The organism is Brevibacterium sp. LE-L (assembly GCF_050214925.1).
Taxonomy (GTDB): Bacteria; Actinomycetota; Actinomycetes; order Actinomycetales; family Brevibacteriaceae; genus Brevibacterium.
Window position 1 is genome coordinate 1,333,257 of sequence record NZ_CP189759.1, and the last position, 16,493, is coordinate 1,349,749.

14 protein-coding genes are annotated in these 16,493 nt (G+C 67.5%); 9 read left to right on the plus strand and 5 right to left on the minus strand.

The annotated features are described in order from the left end of the window. Window positions 1–79: 79 nt before the first annotated feature. The 4 genes from ACQE2J_RS05950 to ACQE2J_RS05965 are packed head-to-tail and all read left to right on the plus strand — an operon-like array spanning window position 80 to window position 5,205. Complete coding sequence (locus ACQE2J_RS05950) at window positions 80–1,021, plus strand: carbohydrate ABC transporter permease (RefSeq protein WP_426937303.1); 942 nt, start codon at window positions 80–82, stop codon at window positions 1,019–1,021. Beyond that, window positions 1,018–1,977, plus strand: coding sequence for a carbohydrate ABC transporter permease (locus ACQE2J_RS05955; RefSeq protein WP_240689850.1), 960 nt, complete (start codon window positions 1,018–1,020; stop codon window positions 1,975–1,977). Before ACQE2J_RS05950 ends, ACQE2J_RS05955 begins: the two co-directional genes overlap by 4 nt. Further along, window positions 1,974–3,488 (plus strand): mannitol dehydrogenase family protein, encoded by a 1,515-nt coding sequence (locus ACQE2J_RS05960; RefSeq protein ID WP_426937304.1) that lies wholly within the window; start codon window positions 1,974–1,976, stop codon window positions 3,486–3,488. Before ACQE2J_RS05955 ends, ACQE2J_RS05960 begins: the two co-directional genes overlap by 4 nt. Before the next feature lie 52 nt (window positions 3,489–3,540). Continuing rightward, window positions 3,541–5,205 (plus strand): glycoside hydrolase family 3 N-terminal domain-containing protein, encoded by a 1,665-nt coding sequence (locus ACQE2J_RS05965; protein WP_425119771.1) that lies wholly within the window; start codon window positions 3,541–3,543, stop codon window positions 5,203–5,205. A gap of 67 nt (window positions 5,206–5,272) precedes the next feature. Here ACQE2J_RS05965 and ACQE2J_RS05970 read toward each other — a convergent pair whose 3' ends face one another. From ACQE2J_RS05970 to ACQE2J_RS05980, 3 genes are all read right to left on the minus strand, one after another. After that, window positions 5,273–6,139, minus strand: coding sequence for a C40 family peptidase (locus ACQE2J_RS05970; protein ID WP_425119770.1), 867 nt, complete (start codon window positions 6,137–6,139; stop codon window positions 5,273–5,275). 339 nt (window positions 6,140–6,478) lie between these two features. Continuing rightward, on the minus strand, window positions 6,479–7,312 hold the full coding sequence (locus ACQE2J_RS05975; RefSeq protein WP_426937305.1) for a sulfurtransferase: 834 nt from the start codon (window positions 7,310–7,312) through the stop codon (window positions 6,479–6,481). Between the two features lie 67 nt (window positions 7,313–7,379). After that, window positions 7,380–8,597 (minus strand): class I SAM-dependent methyltransferase, encoded by a 1,218-nt coding sequence (locus ACQE2J_RS05980; RefSeq protein ID WP_426937306.1) that lies wholly within the window; start codon window positions 8,595–8,597, stop codon window positions 7,380–7,382. A 116-nt stretch (window positions 8,598–8,713) separates the two neighbouring features. Between ACQE2J_RS05980 and ACQE2J_RS05985 the strand changes: the two genes are divergently transcribed. The 3 genes from ACQE2J_RS05985 to ACQE2J_RS05995 are packed head-to-tail and all read left to right on the plus strand — an operon-like array spanning window position 8,714 to window position 11,423. Then, entirely contained in the window at window positions 8,714–9,700 is a 987-nt protein-coding gene (locus tag ACQE2J_RS05985; protein WP_425119767.1) for a ribosomal RNA small subunit methyltransferase A, read from the plus strand. Further along, window positions 9,697–10,647, plus strand: coding sequence for a 4-(cytidine 5'-diphospho)-2-C-methyl-D-erythritol kinase (locus ACQE2J_RS05990; RefSeq protein WP_135540185.1), 951 nt, complete (start codon window positions 9,697–9,699; stop codon window positions 10,645–10,647). The genes ACQE2J_RS05985 and ACQE2J_RS05990 overlap by 4 nt, the downstream gene beginning before the upstream one ends. Continuing rightward, window positions 10,647–11,423 (plus strand): FadR/GntR family transcriptional regulator, encoded by a 777-nt coding sequence (locus ACQE2J_RS05995; RefSeq protein ID WP_425119766.1) that lies wholly within the window; start codon window positions 10,647–10,649, stop codon window positions 11,421–11,423. Before ACQE2J_RS05990 ends, ACQE2J_RS05995 begins: the two co-directional genes overlap by 1 nt. Before the next feature lie 49 nt (window positions 11,424–11,472). Here ACQE2J_RS05995 and ACQE2J_RS06000 read toward each other — a convergent pair whose 3' ends face one another. Both ACQE2J_RS06000 and ACQE2J_RS06005 read right to left on the minus strand, forming a co-directional pair. Continuing rightward, window positions 11,473–12,876, minus strand: a complete 1,404-nt coding sequence (locus ACQE2J_RS06000; RefSeq protein ID WP_425119765.1) for a GntP family permease — start codon at window positions 12,874–12,876, stop codon at window positions 11,473–11,475. Between the two features lie 50 nt (window positions 12,877–12,926). Then, entirely contained in the window at window positions 12,927–13,439 is a 513-nt protein-coding gene (locus tag ACQE2J_RS06005) for a gluconokinase (protein WP_425119764.1), read from the minus strand. A gap of 84 nt (window positions 13,440–13,523) precedes the next feature. Here ACQE2J_RS06005 and gndA point away from each other — a divergent pair, with 84 nt between their 5' ends. Continuing rightward, on the plus strand, window positions 13,524–15,107 hold the full coding sequence (gndA, locus tag ACQE2J_RS06010; protein WP_425119763.1) for an NADP-dependent phosphogluconate dehydrogenase: 1,584 nt from the start codon (window positions 13,524–13,526) through the stop codon (window positions 15,105–15,107). Window positions 15,108–15,190: 83 nt separating this feature from the next. Continuing rightward, the gene (locus ACQE2J_RS06015; protein WP_425119762.1) at window positions 15,191–16,333 is read left to right on the plus strand and encodes an alanine--glyoxylate aminotransferase family protein; all 1,143 of its coding nucleotides are present in this window, start codon (window positions 15,191–15,193) and stop codon (window positions 16,331–16,333) included. Window positions 16,334–16,493 lie beyond the last annotated feature (160 nt).

Consider the following 16,493-nt stretch of genomic DNA (forward strand, 5'->3'; position numbering starts at 1 on the left):
CCGGGCCGTCCCGTGGTTGCGGACCCTCCGCCCGCGGCCCCGGCCTCACCGCCTGGGGCCACCACCGATCTGATGAAGGATGTTCGAAGTGTCAGCACCCGCCGCCGAGCGTGCATCGCAGCCGATCACGCCGCCCAGACCCCGTGCCAAGGACCGATGGCTCAAACGCGCGCCCATGCTGCCGGCGCTCATCTTCGTCATCATCGTCACCCAGATCCCGTTCGCGATCACGATCATCATCTCGTTCATGAACTGGAATGCGGCCTATCCGGACGACATCAGCTTCGGCACCGTGCAGAACTACATCACCGTGTTCACAGATGCGAACCTCCTGCGGGCGGTGCTCGTCACCGTCGGCCTCACCGTCGGGGTGGTGCTCGCCTCGGCGCTGCTGGGGCTTGGGATCGCTCTTCTCCTTGACCGGAAGTTCATCGGCCGCGGACTCGTCCTCACCCTGATGATCACCCCGTTCCTCGTCGTGCCCGTGGCCGCGGCGCTGCTGTTCAAACACGCGATCTTCAACCCCTCCTACGGTCTGCTGGGCGGGCTGCTGACCACCGTCTTCGGTGACAACGCCCCGCAGCCGGACCTCATGACGTCCTCGCCGCTGCTGGGCATCGGGCTCGTGCTCGTGTGGCAGTGGACGCCGTTCATGATGCTCATCATGCTCGCCGGTCTCCAATCACGACCCATGGACGTCTACGAGGCGGCGCTGGTCGACGGGGCCGGACCCTGGCAGACCTTCCGCTTCATCACCCTTCCCCACCTGCGGCGCTACATCGAACTCGCCGCCCTGCTGGGCACGATCTACATCGTGCAGAACTTCGACATGGTCTTCACCATGACCTCCGGCGGGCTGGGCACCGCGACCCTGCCGTACGTCATCTACCAGGAATTCTTCGTCGCCCAGGACTACGGAGTCTCTTCCGCGGTCGGCGTCATCGTCGTCGCCGCCTCCCTCATCATCGCGACCTTCGCCCTGCGCACCGCATCCACCCTGCTCAAGGAGGAGAACTCATGAGCACCCCTGATCTCTCGACGACCGTGGGAACGCAGCCCGAGCCCGGGGTGACCCCCACCCCGGCCGAACCTGGCGGACCCGGATCGGTCGAGCCGCCTCGGCGGAAGGCGAACGCACCGAGGCGGCCCGGCCAAGGTCGGGTCGGCAAGATCCTGCTCGGCCTCTTCGCGTGGTTCGTCGGACTCCTCTTCGTCTCGCCGCTGCTGTGGATGTTGCTGACGAGCCTGCATGCCGAGACCGACGCATCGACGAACCCGCCGAGCTTCTTCGCCCCACTCACGCTCGACTCCTACGTGAACTTCTTCGGCGGCGGCACCGGCGCGAACCCGTGGCCGTTCCTCATCAACTCCGCGGTCGCCGCGATCGTGTCCACCCTCATCGTCCTCGTGCTCTCGACGATGGCCGCGTATTCCCTGGCCATCCGCCGTATCGAACGCTGGTCCGATGTGCTCTTCTTCCTCCTGTCGACGAAGATGCTGCCGATGGTCGCCGGTCTCCTGCCGGTCTATCTCGTGGCGAAGTCCACCGGCATCCTCGACACCTGGCTTTTGCTCATCATCATCTACTCGGCGATGAACATGCCGATTGCGGTGTGGATGATGCGGTCCTTCCTCGCCGAAGTGCCCGTCGAGGTCCTCGAAGCCGCCGAACTCGACGGGGCGAGGCTGCCGCGGGTGTTCGTCCAGATCCTGCTGCCGCTGACCGCACCGGGCCTTGCCGCCACCGCGCTCATCTGCTTCATCTTCTCCTGGAACGAGCTCCTCTTCGCCACTGTGCTCACCTCCACCGCAGCCTCGACCGCGCCGGTGTTCCTCACCAGCTTCGTCACCTCGCAGGGTCTGTTCCTGTCCCAGGTGTGCGCGGCCTCGCTCATCATCTCCGTACCCGTGCTCGTTGCCGGTATCGCCGCGCAGGACAAACTCGTCCAAGGCCTGTCGATGGGAGCCGTCAAATGACCGCACCGCGAACCGCACTCACCCTCAACGCCGGCAACCTCCCGGCCATCGCCGCAGCCGGCATCACCGTCCCCGCCTACGACAGGGCGGCGGTGCGCCCGGGCATCGTCCATTTCGGCGTCGGCGGATTCCACCGTGCGCACATGGCCATGGTCATCGACGATCTGCTCCAGACCGGTCGTGCCTTCGAGTGGGGGATCGTCGGTGCCGGAGTGCTGCCTCACGATGCGGGCATGCGCGATGCTCTGGCCGGGCAGGACCACCTCTACTCGCTCACCCTCAAGCATCCGGACGGAGCGAAGGAGCGGCGGGTGATCGGGTCGATCATCGACTACCGGTTCGGACCCGATGATCCGCACGGGCTGCTCGAGCTGCTCACGGATGAGGACATCCGCATCGTTTCGCTCACCGTCACCGAGGGCGGCTACAACGTCAACCCCGTCACCGGGGAGTTCATCACGCAAGAACCGACGATCGTCGCCGATGTCGAGGCGCTGCGGGCCGGTCGGCTGCCGGCCACCGTCTTCGGTTACGTCGTGGCCGCCCTGCGGGCGCGTCGGGCGGCAGGCGTGGCACCGTTCACGGTGCAGTCATGCGACAACATCTCTGAGAACGGTGAGGTCGCGGCGAAGATGTTCACCGCCTTCGCCCGACTCGTCGACGACGAACTCGCTGATTGGATCGGTGAGAACGTGGCCTTCCCGAACTCGATGGTCGACCGCATCACCCCGGCCACGACCGACGACGACCGGGAGGACCTGCTCGCCGATACGGGCGTGACCGATACATGGCCGGTCGTGGCCGAACCCTTCTTCCAGTGGGTGCTAGAGGACTCCTTCACCTCCGGCCGTCCGCCCTACGAAGACGCACACGTGCAGGTCGTCGACGATGTGCAGCCCTATGAACACATGAAGCTGCGCCTGCTCAACTCCGGACACCAGGGACTGGCGTACTTCGGTCTGCTCGGCGGCTACACCTTCGCTCATGAGGCGATGGCGAACCCCGACATCCCTGCCTACCTGCGCCGATACATGGATGAGGAAGGCACGCCGAGCCTCGCCCCGCTGCCGGGAATCGACCTCGAAGCGTACAAGGACTCGCTCATCGAACGGTTCAGCAACCCTGAGATTCGCGACACCCTCGCCCGCCTCGGCGCCGAATCCTCCGACCGCATCCCCAAATGGCTGCTGCCTGTGGTCAAGGACAACCTGGCCTCCGGACACCCGGTCGACGTGTCCGCGGCGATCTGCGCCTCCTGGGCCCGATATGCCGAAGGCCATGATGAGACCGGTGGTCGGTTCACCATCGTCGACCGCTACGCCGAACGGCTGCAGGCCGTCGCCGCGACACAGGGAACCGACGCGCTGGCCTTCGTCCGGCAGGACCAGTTCTTCGGCGAGCTCGCCGAAGAACCCCGCTTCACCGCACCGTACCTCGCCGCACTGACATCGCTGCACGAGCGGGGAGCGAAGGAGACCGCACGTCGCCTGGCAGCCCACGAAGCACTGTGAGACCAGCGGGCGCGTGAGGGCACCGGGCCGGGCAACCGTTTAGCATGGAGGGATGTTGCGCTCTCGCCTCGGCATCCTGGCCCTGACCACGACTCTCGCGCTCGTCGGCTGTTCCGGCGGGGCGAAGGCCCCCGACTCCTCTGCCGGCGGACAGAAGCCCTCCGCCGGATCCGACTCGCAATCGCAGTCACAAGCGGTCGCCGAGCCCTCCCTCGACGACCCGGCCGATGCTGACCCGGCCGACTTCGAGGACGAAGCCGAGAAGATCGTCGGCGACTTCTCCGACGACGAACTCGCCGGTTCCCTCACCATCGGCACCTGGGACGGCACGGACACGCAGACCCCGGTCGACATGGTCAAGCAGAACCACCTCGGCGGGGTCATCGTCATGGGCTACAACCTCCAGGAGAACCCGACGACCGACCAGGTCACGGCACTGACGAAGCAGATCTCGCAAGCGCGCACGAAGGGTCAGCCGGTGTCGATCGGCGTCGACCAGGAAGGCGGGCCCGTGTCCCGCCTCAGCACCGCGGCGCTGCCGTTCCCGCCGCTCATGGGTCTGGCCGCCACGGATGATTCCGACCTCATCACCGAGGCGACCCGCGTCCAGGGCGAGAACCTCACCGACCTCGGGTTCACCATCGACTTCGCTCCGGATTCCGATGTCACCGTCGGACCCAAGGACAAGGCGATCAACGTCCGCTCGGCCGGCACCGACCACAAGGACGCCGCCGAGGTCGTCGGGGACGCGGTCACGGGATACCGGTCCGGCGGGGTGGCGAGCTCGGCGAAGCATTTCCCCGGGCACGGCCGCCTCGGCGTGGATTCGCATGAGAGTCTGCCGGTGTCGGAGAAGTCGATCGAGGAACTCGAGGACACGGATCTCCTCCCGTTCAAGTCCGCGGTCAAGGCCGGGGTGCCGATGGTGATGATGGGCCATATCGGTCTGCCGGATGCGAAGACGACGCCGGGCACACTCAACCCGAAGGCGTATGCGGCGGTCCGTGAGACCCTCGACTTCGACGGCGTCATCACCACCGATGCGCTGAACATGAAGGCCGTGCCGCAGAACCTCGAGGGCGGCGAGTCCGTCAAAGCGATCGCCGCCGGTGCCGATGTTGCGCTCATGCCACCGGACTCGGGTGCTGCGCAGAAAGCGATCGTCGCGGCGATGGGCGACGGGACGCTGAAGAAGAAGGATCTCGTCGAGAAATCCGAACGCGTCGTCGCCCAGCAGCTGGCCACCGCGGCCGCGCAGCAGAGCATGAAGGCGGGGGAGAAGTCCGGTTCCGGTTCGGGTGATGCGGACGATTCCGGTGCGAAGGATGCGGCGAAGACCCTCACCGAGGTGGCCGAGAAGTCCGTGACCGTGCTCAAGGGCGAATGCTCCTTCGCCGGCACCGATGCGATCTCCATCGTCGGCGGCAGCGAGAAGGAACAGACGGAGCTGAGTGAAGCGGCGAAGGCCGAGGGGCTCACGGTCGGCTCCGGTGGAACCTCGGTGAGCCTGAGCCCGAACACCTCCGCCGAGGTGGCTGTGGGAACAGCCGCCCCGTGGACGATGCGCAGCACCCCAGCGAAGACCGCGGTGACCGCCTATGACTCGAACCCCTATGCTCTGCGGGCCGTAGCGAAGTGGCTCAAGGGCGACCTCGAGGCATCGGGTCAGCTGCCTGCCGAATACGACGGCAGCGAGAAGGCTCCCGAATGCGGGTGAGCCGAAGTACCCCTCGCCGGCGCAGTGCCGACGAGGGGTTCTCTGTGTGTTCGGTTCCGGGTGGGGATCAGAGCACGCGGATGAACGTGACGTCGCCCATCCAGCTGTAGCTGCGCTTCGATGTTCCGGATCCGGGCGAACCGGCATCGTACATCTGTCCGTCGCCGGCGTAGATTCCGACGTGTCCCGGGTGCCAGATGAGGTCGCCGGGCTTCGCCTCTGACTCGGACACGACCGTTCCTGATTCCTTCTGAGCTCCCGACTGACGGGGCAGGTCGACGCCGACGTGGCTGTAGACCCAGGAGGTGTAGCCGGAGCAGTCCCAGCCGCTCTGCGACGTTCCGCCGAAGACGTACGGGGTACCGACGCCCTTCTCTGCCCAGCCGAGGACCTGCTCGGCCTTGGACCCATCGATCGGGCCCGAGTCGTCGGAGCCGCCGGTATCCTTCTTCGGGCTCTCATCCTTCGACCCCGCGTTTGGGTTGCCGGAATCATCATCCGAGGACTCGCTCGGCTCCTCCTTCGGCTCTTCAGCGGGAGCCGGCTCGGCGACGGTCGTCTCCGGCTCCTCCTTCGGCTCGGGCTTCGGCTTCGGCTTGGGCGCGGCCTCGGCGGTGACGACGTCCGTGTCGACGGTGACTTCAGCCTCTTGATCGCCCTCCTTCGACGCGCCGCCAGCGTCGATGGTCGGTGTCTGGTTCTTGAACTCGACCGGTGCCTGCTTCTCGGACTCGGCTGCGACCTGCGCCTCATCGTCGGCCCCCTGCCCGGCGGCGGGGAGGACTGCTGCGGTGAGCAGTCCGCCGCTGGCGGCGACGACTGCGGCACGGCGGCCGAATGCGCCGGAGTTCGCTGCGAGCAGTTCGCTCAGCTCGGTCAGTGGTGTCTTGGCCTTGGCGTTCGCGGCGCGGCGGCCGTGCTGCTTGGATGCCACGATTTCCTCTCGTTGCCTGTCTGAGTGTGACGATGTCCTCCACTGTAACGAATTCGTGATCTTATGTCACGTTTTTGTTACAAAAGTATTCTCAGGCAGATTGTGGTGCATAATCGCAGGTCACAGGCTTATTTTTGACGAGAACGGTTAGTGAGAGGCTGTGGTTCCGCCCGATTGCGACTGTGATTCAGCGCGCAGTCTCAGCCTTGAATAACGTTTCGTGACATTCGAGAAGTGTGTTTTGCGGGGCGATCCGCGGCGTTATTCGCGCGCAAACCACCGTGGATCGACCCAAGAATGCTAGCGGCGCGTGACCGCGAGTGCGTTGGTGACTGAGCTTCAGTCGCCGGTTTCGACCGGTTGGTCGGGATCGGATGACCAACCGGACCAGCTCGCGGGGTAGAGGCTGGCCTCGACACCGAGAGTGGCCAGCGCCAGAGCATTGTGGCAGGCGGTGACTCCGGACCCGCAGTAGACCCCGACCGGCTGATCGAGGGCACCGAGGGCTGAGAAACGCTGTCGGAGATCCGTCTCGGGCAGGAACGTCCCCGCGGGGACATTCTCGGTGGCCGGGGCGTTCTTCGCCCCGGGTATGTGGCCGGCCCGTGGATCCAGCGGTTCTGTCTCTCCGCGGAAGCGCTCACCGGCACGGGCATCGAGCAGGACTCCGTCCCAGGCCGCCGCAGCATCGGCGTCGATGACCGGGAGGGAACCCGGCCTCAGGACGATGGAACTCGGCTCCACTTCAGCCGAGTCGCCGGCAGCCAGCTCACCGCCGGCTTTCCGGTAGGCGGTGAGCCCGCCGTCGAGGACTCGCGCGCTCAGCCCGGCCCAGCGCAGCAGCCACCAGGCTCGTGCGGCACCGAGCGAGGAGTTGTCGTCATAGACCACGACCTCGGTGTCGGCATCGATGCCCCATGACCGGACCGTTGCCTGGAACGCCTCGGCCGTGGGCAGCGGGTGCCGACCGGCAGTGGGGTCGGTGCTGTCGTGGTCGGCGAGCTCGGTGTCGAGGTCGACGTAGAGCGCGCCGGGGATGTGGCCGGCGGCGAAGTCGTCGCGGCCATCGGGTTTCGGCAGGGTCCAGCGGACGTCGAGCAGCCTCGGCGCCGGTGCGGTCCGCAGCCGGGAGAGCAGCTCATCGGCACTGATGAGAACGTCGGAGCGAGTCATGGATTCTCCTTCTGTGGGGCGGAGGGGTGAGGTCGATGCCGTGAGGCCAACACCACGACCGGTGCAGTCACACGGGTTGGGTGAGCAGCACGACGTGACGCTCGCCGAGGCGGGTGAATACGAGCGTGGCTTTGTCCCCCTTGGGCAGTTTGAGCTGGCGCCGGACCTGGTCGGGCACGATGTCGGCGCCGCGCTTCTTGATGACGACGGAGCCGATGCCGCGGGAGACGAGTTCCTTGCGCAGGCTCGGGATCTTCGCGGGCAGGACATCGGTGACGGTGTAGGCGGTGACTCCGGCGGCGGCCGGTCCGCTCGGTTCGACATCCGTGGTCAGGTACGCGATCTTCGGGTGCACCCGCCTGGCCTGCAGGGGTGCGCAGAGAGCGGCGACGAGTCCGGCGCGCACGATCGCACCATCGGGTTCGAGCAGGTACCGCCCCAGCGTCCCGATGCCCTCTTCATCTGATTCGGGCAGGTCGTCTTCGTGGACGAGCAGGGTGCGTTCGCCCATGACGAGGGCCCCGCGCCCCGGCTGCTGGCGGGCGGCACCGAAATAGAGGCAGACTTCGACGACCTCGCCGTTGTGGGACACCCACTGGGCTTCGGCCTCCTCGGGGATGAGGCCGTGGTCGAGAGCCGGGCCGAGCTTGACCCCGGCCGCCTTCGCTCGGATCGCCTGGTCGATGACCCAGGACAGGGAGGGGGAGAAGGCTTCGGGGTCGGTGATCCGAGCCGTCGATCCGCGCCTGTCGGACTTGCCGATGGTGCGGCGGGCAGGATCGAACCACAGGGCGTCGAAATCGGACAGGTCGACATCCTCGGCGCGGGTGTGGTCGACGGAGGCATCGGGGAGGTGGCGGAGATTGAACGCGGCGATGGCGGCGGTGACCTCATCGGCGTCGACGGCGGATACCTGCGCTCCCATCCCGGCGAAGGCGACGGAGTCCGCGCCGATCCCGCACCCGAGGTCGGCGATGCGGAAGGTCTCACCGTCCGCGGTCTCGCCGATGAGGCGGCGCGCGTGGTGGGCGGCGACCGGCAAACGGGTGGCCTGAGCGAGTCCGTCGCGGGTGAAGAGCATGTCATCGGCGAAGGGACCGAGTTTGGCACCGGCCTCTCTGCGCAGCTGTGCTTGGGTGAGCAGCGCGGCGGTCACCTCGGCGGAGAAGCCCTCCTTCCGCAGGGCGGATGACCGGGCGAGTTCGTCGCCGGGCAAGTCGTCGATGCGGTCGAGCCGGTCGAGGACGGCGACGTCGAGCAGTTCGGTCAGAGTCTGCGGATCCATAGCCTTCACCCTATCGTCCGCGGGCCACGTGCAGACATCTCGCCGAGGCGGGGCCGGGCGGGCGCGCGGTGCGCAGGGTGATTGTGCCGGCCGGGTGGTGCGGTAAGTTGTTGGCTGTGACGTTATTGACCGCCCGCGACATCCGCGAATTAGCCGCTGACATCGGTCTGCGCCCAACGAAGCAGAAGGGGCAGAACTTCGTCATCGACCCCAATACCGTGCGGTCGATCGTCGCCGCGGCCGGGCTCGAGGACGCCTCGAACGTCGTCGAGATCGGGCCCGGGCTCGGTTCGCTCACCCTCGGCCTGCTCGAGGCCGGGCACAGCGTCACCGCCGTCGAGATCGACGAAGTCCTCGCGGCGAAGCTGCCCGAGACGGTCGCGAGGTTCGCCGGCACCGAGGCGCCCTTCGCCCTCGTCAACGCCGATGCCCTCCGCGTCACCGAACTGCCCACGCTGCCGCACAGCGGAGGAGCCGCTGCCGCCGCGGCCACCGACGCGACGGCGAGCGTGAACCAGCCCGCGACCGCGAACCAGCCCGCGACCGCGAACCAGCCCGAGGCATTGGTCGCGAACCTGCCCTACAACGTGGCCGTGCCCGTGCTGCTGCACTTCCTCGAAACCTTCCCGAGCCTGAAGACCGTGCTCGTCATGGTCCAGCTCGAAGTCGCCGAACGGCTCGCAGCCCCTCCCGGATCCCGCACCTACGGGGTCCCCAGCGTCAAGGCCCAGTGGTACGGAGACGTGCGATTGGCCGGACGGATCGGCAAGAACGTGTTCTGGCCGGCCCCGAACATCGACTCCGGGCTCGTGCGCATCGACATCACCCGCACCGACCGTGACCCGGTCAACCGGCGCCGCCTCTTCAGCCTCGTCGACGCGGCCTTCGCCCAACGCCGCAAGACCCTGCGCGCGGCCCTATCCGGGTGGGCCGGCAGCCCGCAGCGCTCCGAGGCTCTGCTGACCGCGGCCGGCATCGATCCGAAGGCCCGAGGTGAGGCGCTGACCGTGACCGACTTTGAACGACTCGCCGCCGCCGAAGTTCCGGAACCCGCCGAAGCTCCGGACCCCGCCGAGGCCACCGCGGAGGATCCGTCTCAATGACCACCCCGCTGCACCCACCGACGACGACCCCGGCCCCAGTGAAGGTTCAGGCACCGGGCAAGATCAACATCCACCTCGGCGTGGGGGCCGCGAACGACGAGGGATACCACGAGCTCGCGACCGTGTTCCAGGCGCTCAACCTCGGCGAGACGCTCACCCTCATCCCGGGCGGAACACGATCGATCCTCGTCCAGGGACGCTACGCGGATTCCGCGGTGCCGGTCGATGATTCGAACGTCGCCCGCCGTGCCGTCGACCTCCTCATCGCAGCCCTCGAGGACGATCGTGACGTCGACGTGCTGCGCGACCTCGACATCGTCATCGACAAACAGGTGCCCGTGGCCGGCGGGATGGGCGGGGGATCGGCGGATGCGGCCGCTGCCCTCGTCGGCGCCGCCCACCTCCTCGGCGGAGTCGAGGACGAGGTCCTCCACGACTGCGCGGTCTCGGTCGGCGCCGATGTCGCCTTCCTGCTGCGCGGGGGCACGGCCATCGGCCACGGTCGCGGCGAACAGCTGAGCCCCGTCCTCACCCGCGGGGTCTTCCACTGGGTGATGGCCACCTCGGCGCGGCAATTGCCGACCCCCGACGTCTATGCCCGCTTCGACGAACTCAACGACACCCCGGCCCCGGCCCAGGTGCCCGACGAGGTGCTCACGGCGCTGGCTGCCGGCGAACCGGACACGCTCGCCGAATTCGCGGTCAACGACCTCACCGAGGCGGCCGTGTCGTTCATGCCCGAAATCGCCGAAGTGATGGAGGCCGGACGCGCCGCCGGGGCACTGCTGCCCCTGCTCAGCGGTTCGGGGCCGACGATCGGGTTCCTCGCCCGCGACGCCCACCACGCCCTCGATCTGGCCGTGCTGCTGCAGGCCACGCGCGGCGTCAACGAAGCCCTGCGCACAACGGGGCCCGCCCCCGGCGCGCACATCGTGGACGTTCCGTGATGGCGGGGGAGAAGGGCAGGGGCTTCGCCGAAGCGGCTTCGGAGCGAGCGGGGGCCACGGGCAACCGGGGAAACCTCCATGAGCAGCTGCGCGATCAGGTCGGACAGGACATCGTCGCCGGTCGGCTGGAGGCCGGAACGATCATCAAGGCCGAGGATCTGCGTGCCCGCTACGACGTGTCGCTGTCGGTGGTGCGCGAGGTCGTGCGCGTCCTCGAATCCTTAGGGATGCTGCAGCCGATCCGACGGGTCGGTCTCGTCGTGCTCGCGATGTCCGAATGGATGCTGCTCGACCCGCTCGTCATCCGGTGGCGGATGACCGAGGCCCCGGCCGGGCAGCTGCGCTCCCTCACCGAACTGCGGGTCGCCATCGAACCCGAAGCGGCCGGTCTGGCGGCCAAGCACGCTCCCGCAGAAGCCGCCGAGGAGATCATGGGCCTCGCCGCCCGGATGCGGGCATCGGGCCGACGCGGAGACGTCGACGCCTTCCTCGACGCCGATGTCGCGTTCCACCGGGCCGTGCTCGGGGCCGGGGGCAATGAACTCTTCGCCGCCTTCGACACTGTCATCGGTGAGATCCTCGCCGGTCGCACCGGGGCGGGACTGATGCCGAAGTATCCGCACCCCGACGCGCTGCAGTGGCATTTCGATGTTGCCGATGCCATCGGCGGGCAGGATGCCGACCGGGCCAAAGAGGCGATGGCGAAGATCGTGGCGAAGGCCGATGCCGAGATGGGCAGCGTGTGGGCCGACGAGCCCCGGCGCACCGGCCGCTGACGGCGGCGCACCCGGCCCGAACGGCCGACGATGACTCATCGAGCCGAGCTCAGAACAGGCTGACGACCCCGTAGAGGGCGAGGCTGAGTCCGAAGCCGACGGTGCCCAGCAGCGTCTCGGCGACCGTCCAGGTCTTCAGCGTCGTCTTCGTGTCCATGCCGAAGAACCGCGAGACCAGCCAGAAGCCGGAATCGTTGACATGGCTGGCGAAGACCGAACCGGCCGCCAGTGAGAGCACGATGGCCACGACCTGCATGCTCGAGAAGTCCGGGTTGCCGACGACGATCGGCTGGACGAGCGCGGCCGCGGTCGTCAGCGCCACCGTGGCCGAACCCTGGGCGATGCGCACGATCGCGGCGATGACGAAGCCGGCGACGATGACGGGAAGACCGAGTGCGGCGAGTGAGTCGGCGAGCGAGTCTCCGATTCCGCTGGCGCGCAGCACGCCGCCGAACATTCCGCCGGCGCCGGTGATGAGGATGATCGAGCAGACCGGTCCGAGCGCGGAGTCGACGACGGTCTCGACCAGCGACCGGTCCTTGTTCTGCCGCCAGCCGAGCAGCCACATGGCCACGACGACGGTGATGAGCAGCGCGATCGGGGTTTCGCCGAGCAGCCGCAGGGACGCGATGAGCGTCGAGTCGGTATCGACCCAGCCGGCTTCACCGGCGAAGTTGAGTCCGGTGTTGAGGAAGATGAGCACGAGCGGCAGGGCGAGGAGGAAGATCACGTGGCCGAGCTTGGGCCGGGAGGCGAAGTCGGCGAACGAGTCGTTCCGGCCGGCCGAGAGCACATCGGGCACGGCGACGTCGATGCGTTTGCCGATGATGAGTCCGAAGAGGTAGCCGGTGAGGTACCAGGCGGGAATCGCGATGATGATTCCGCAGATGAGGACGAGTCCGACATTCGCCCCGAGCAGACCGGAGGCCGCGACCGGGCCGGGGTGCGGGGGCACGAAGATGTGCATGGCGGAGAACGCCATCGCCGCGGGCATCGCGTACAGCAGCAGAGACCCGCCGAGGCGGCGCGCGATCGTGAAGATGATCGGCAGCATGACCACGAGGCCGGCGTCGAAGAAGATCGGGAAGCCGAACAGCAGCGAGGTCACGCCGAGTGCCAAGGGCGCCCGCTTCTCTCCGAACAGGCGGATGAGGGCATCGGTGAGCACTTCGGCGCCGCCGGAGAGTTCGAGCATGCGTCCGAGCATTGCGCCGAGCCCGACGAGCAGGGCCACGCTGGCCAGGGTCGAACCGAAGCCGTCGTAGAGGACGTCGATGAGGTCACCGGGGCCGATTCCGGCGGCCAGTGCGGTGAGCACGCTGACGATGACGAGGGCGATGAACGCGTGCAGCCGTGCCTTGATGATGAGCAGGAGCAGCAGGCCGATCGCCGCTGCCGCGATTGCCAGAAGTGCCGGCGTGGACAGAGTCCAGGCCAGGTCGAGGTCGGTCATGGTTCCTCTTCCTTGAGGTCAGATGGTTGGGTGGACAGTGGGCGGGCAGTTCACGGTCTCAACCGTGCGATGCTGTCGAGGATCGAATGGAGAACCTCGGGAATCGGACGGTCGACGTCGACGGTGGCATGGGACTCCTCGGCGCTGAGCGGTTCGAGGGTGGCCAGCTGGGAGTCGAGCAGATCCGGGGACATGAACTCGTGATCACGGCAGGCCAGGTGGGCGGCGATGACATCACGCGGTCCGTCGAGGTGGATGAACACGAGCGCGGGTGCCGAGGCGCGCAGCAGGTCCCGGTAGGTGCGTTTGAGGGCGGAGCAGGCGATGACCGGGGCCGGGGTGCGGGCGGCTTCGACAGCGACGGCATCCAGCCACGGTCCGCGATCGGCGTCGGTCAGCGGCACACCCGAGGCCATCTTCGCTTTGTTAGCCGCGGAGTGGAGATCGTCGGCATCGACGAATCTGCGGTCGAGAGCCTGCGCCACCTGCGCGCCGAGGACGGTTTTTCCGGTTCCCGAGACACCCATGATGACGAGCGGCGGAAGGAAAGGGTGATGACCCATGTCCGAAACCTCTCGATAAAATATGAAGAAATATCTATAATCGACTATTAAAACAGATTTATTGCACCGTAGTGCTGGTGGCGAGTGACTGTCAACACCGTCGCCTCCCGAGGAAGGGGAATGCTCATGAAGGCCGATGTCGCAGTGATCGGGACCGGTGTGATGGGGTCGAATCTGGCCCGGAACCTCGCCCGCCGGTCGGGTCGACGGGTCGCGATCTACGACCGTGACGTCGACCGTGCCCGCACCGTGGCCGCTGAATTCCCCGAAGCCGATCTCCTCGTCGCTGCGGATCCGGCCGATCTGGCCGGCAAGCTCGCCGAACCGCGTGTGGCGATCCTCATGGTCAATGCCGGAGGGGCCACGGATTCGGCGATCGGTGACCTCGCCGAGGTGTTCGCTGCCGGCGACATCATCGTCGACGGCGGCAATTCCCACTTCCAGGACACGATCGCCCGGGGCCGACGGCTGCAGGGTACGGGCATCGAATTCGCCGGGGTCGGGATCTCCGGCGGAGAGGTCGGTGCCCTTCTCGGGCCCTCGCTCATGGTGGGCGGATCGGATGCCGCGTGGCAGCGCCTGCGGCCGCTGCTCGAACCGATCGCCGCCAGCGTCGCAACCGCCAGCGTCGCAACCGCCAGCGTCGAAACCGCCAGCGTCGAAACCGCTGGTGCCGAACCTGCAGGTGCGAAGAGCCATGCCTGCGTCGCTCACATCGGAGAGGACGGTGCCGGTCACTTCGTGAAAATGGTCCACAACGGCATCGAATACGCGGACATGCAGCTCATCGCCGAAGCCTTCACCCTCCTGCGCGACGGGCTCGGGATGGCCCCGGCGAAGATCGCCGAGGTGTTCGAGGACTGGAACACCGGGGAACTCGAGTCCTACCTCATCGAGATCACCGCCGAGGTCCTCGCCCACGTCGATGCGGACACGGGCCGGCCCTTCGTCGACATCGTCGCCGATGCCGCGAAGGCCAAGGGCACCGGTGCATGGACCGGGCAGACCGGGTTCGACCTCGGGGTGCCGGTCCCCACCATCGCCGAGGCGGTCTTCTCCCGTTCGCTGTCATCGGCCGCGGATCTGCGCGCTGAGGGAGTCCGGCTGGCCGGGCCCCGTCCCGGGACCACCACCCCGGCGACGAACACCAGTGCTTCGACCGTCGCTGCCTCGAACGATCGTGCCGCGCGCATCGAGGAGATCGGCGAAGGCCTGCTGCTGGGCAAGGTGATGGCCTATGTGCAGGGCTTCCACGAGATCACCGCCGGCGCGCGCGAGCACGGGTGGAACATCGACCTCGGTGAGCTCGCCGGGATCTGGCGGGCCGGATGCATCATCCGAGCGCGCCTGCTCGACCGCATCGTTGAGGCCTTCGGCACCGCGAACCCGCCGGCGACCCTGCTCGATTCGGACTATGTGCGCGAGGTCGCCGGCCGCTGCCAAGACTCCCTGCGCGGCACCGTCGTCCAGGCCATCGAGCGCGGCATCGCCGTGCCCGGTCTCGCCTCGACCCTGTCCTACTATGACGGGCTGCGCACCGAAGGCGGCAGCGCCGCTCTCATCCAGGCTCAGCGCGATCGCTTCGGTTCGCACACCTATGCACGCACCGACCGGGACGGCACGTTCCACACGCTGTGGTCGGGCGACCGCAGCGAAATCGAGATCTGACCGGCCGCCTCGGCGAGGGTCTGAGGAGTCTCAATGAGCGAGGACGGTGGCCCGAATGGCGGACTTGTGGCTATGTTAGGCATATGACTTTGCCACACGAAGATGTTGACCCAGACGGCCTGCTCGAATACTCGGTGGTCTTCACCGACCGATCGCTCAACCACATGTCGAAGCGGTTCGTATCCGTGATGCAGGAGATCAACCGGATCCTGCGCTCGGCCTACGACGCCGAATCCGTCGCCATCGTCCCCGGCGGCGGCAGCTACGCGATGGAATCCGTGGCCCGCCAGGTGGCGACCGGGAAGAAGGCGCTGATCGTGCGCAACGGTCTCTTCTCCTTCCGTTGGTCGCAGATCCTCGACGCCGGTGCCATCGCGTCGGAGACGACCGTGCTCAGGGCCTCCCCGGACACCGAGGCCCACCAGTCGCCGTGGTCACCGGCGCCCATCGACGAGGTGGTCGCGGCCATCGAGGCAGAGAAGCCCGATGTCGTGTTCGCTCCCCACGTCGAGACCGCTTCGGGCATGATCCTGCCCGACGACTACCTCCGCCGGGTCTCCGAAGCCGTGCACAAGGCCGGCGGAATCTTCGTCCTCGACTGCATCGCCTCGGGTGCGGTGTGGGCCTCGATGACCGACCTCGGCGTCGACGTGCTCATCAGCGCCCCGCAGAAGGGGTGGAGCGGATCCCCGTGCGCCGGCTACGTCATGCTCAGCTCCGCCGGCCGTGCCGCCGTCGAAGCCTCGACGTCGACGAGCTTCGCCATGGACCTGAAGAAGTGGCTGTTCATCGCCGACGAGTACGAAGAGGGCCGCGCGCCCTACCATGCGACGATGCCCACCGATGCGCTGGCACACAACGCGAAGCTCATGGCCGAGAGCGAAGAGCGCGGCTTCGACAAGCTCGCCGCCGCACAGAACGAACTCGGTGAACGGGTGCGCGCCGTCTTCGCCGCACGCGGACTGCCCTCGGTTGCGGCACCGGAGTTCGCCTCGCCCAGTGTCGTCGTCGTCCACACCGACAACCCGAAGCTCGCCACCGGCGCCAGCTTCAAGGAAGTCGGCGTCCAGATCGCCGCGGGCGTGCCGCTGCAGTGCGATGAGCCCGAGGACTTCTCGAGCTTCCGCATCGGCCTGTTCGGACTCGACAAGCTCGGCGACATCGACGGCACCATCGCCCGCCTCGAGGCCGCTCTCGACTCGATCGGTGTGACCGCCGAAGCCTGACCGCCTCGGCACGACGGACCGCCTCGGCGGGTGAGACCGCATCCCTCACCGCCGTCGGCACGATCCTGCAGCTCGCCGCACGACATACATTCAGCGCCATCTCCTCCCGTTGCAACGAGAGGAGATGGCGCTGACTGTATGTGGAGCCGCTGACGGTGAG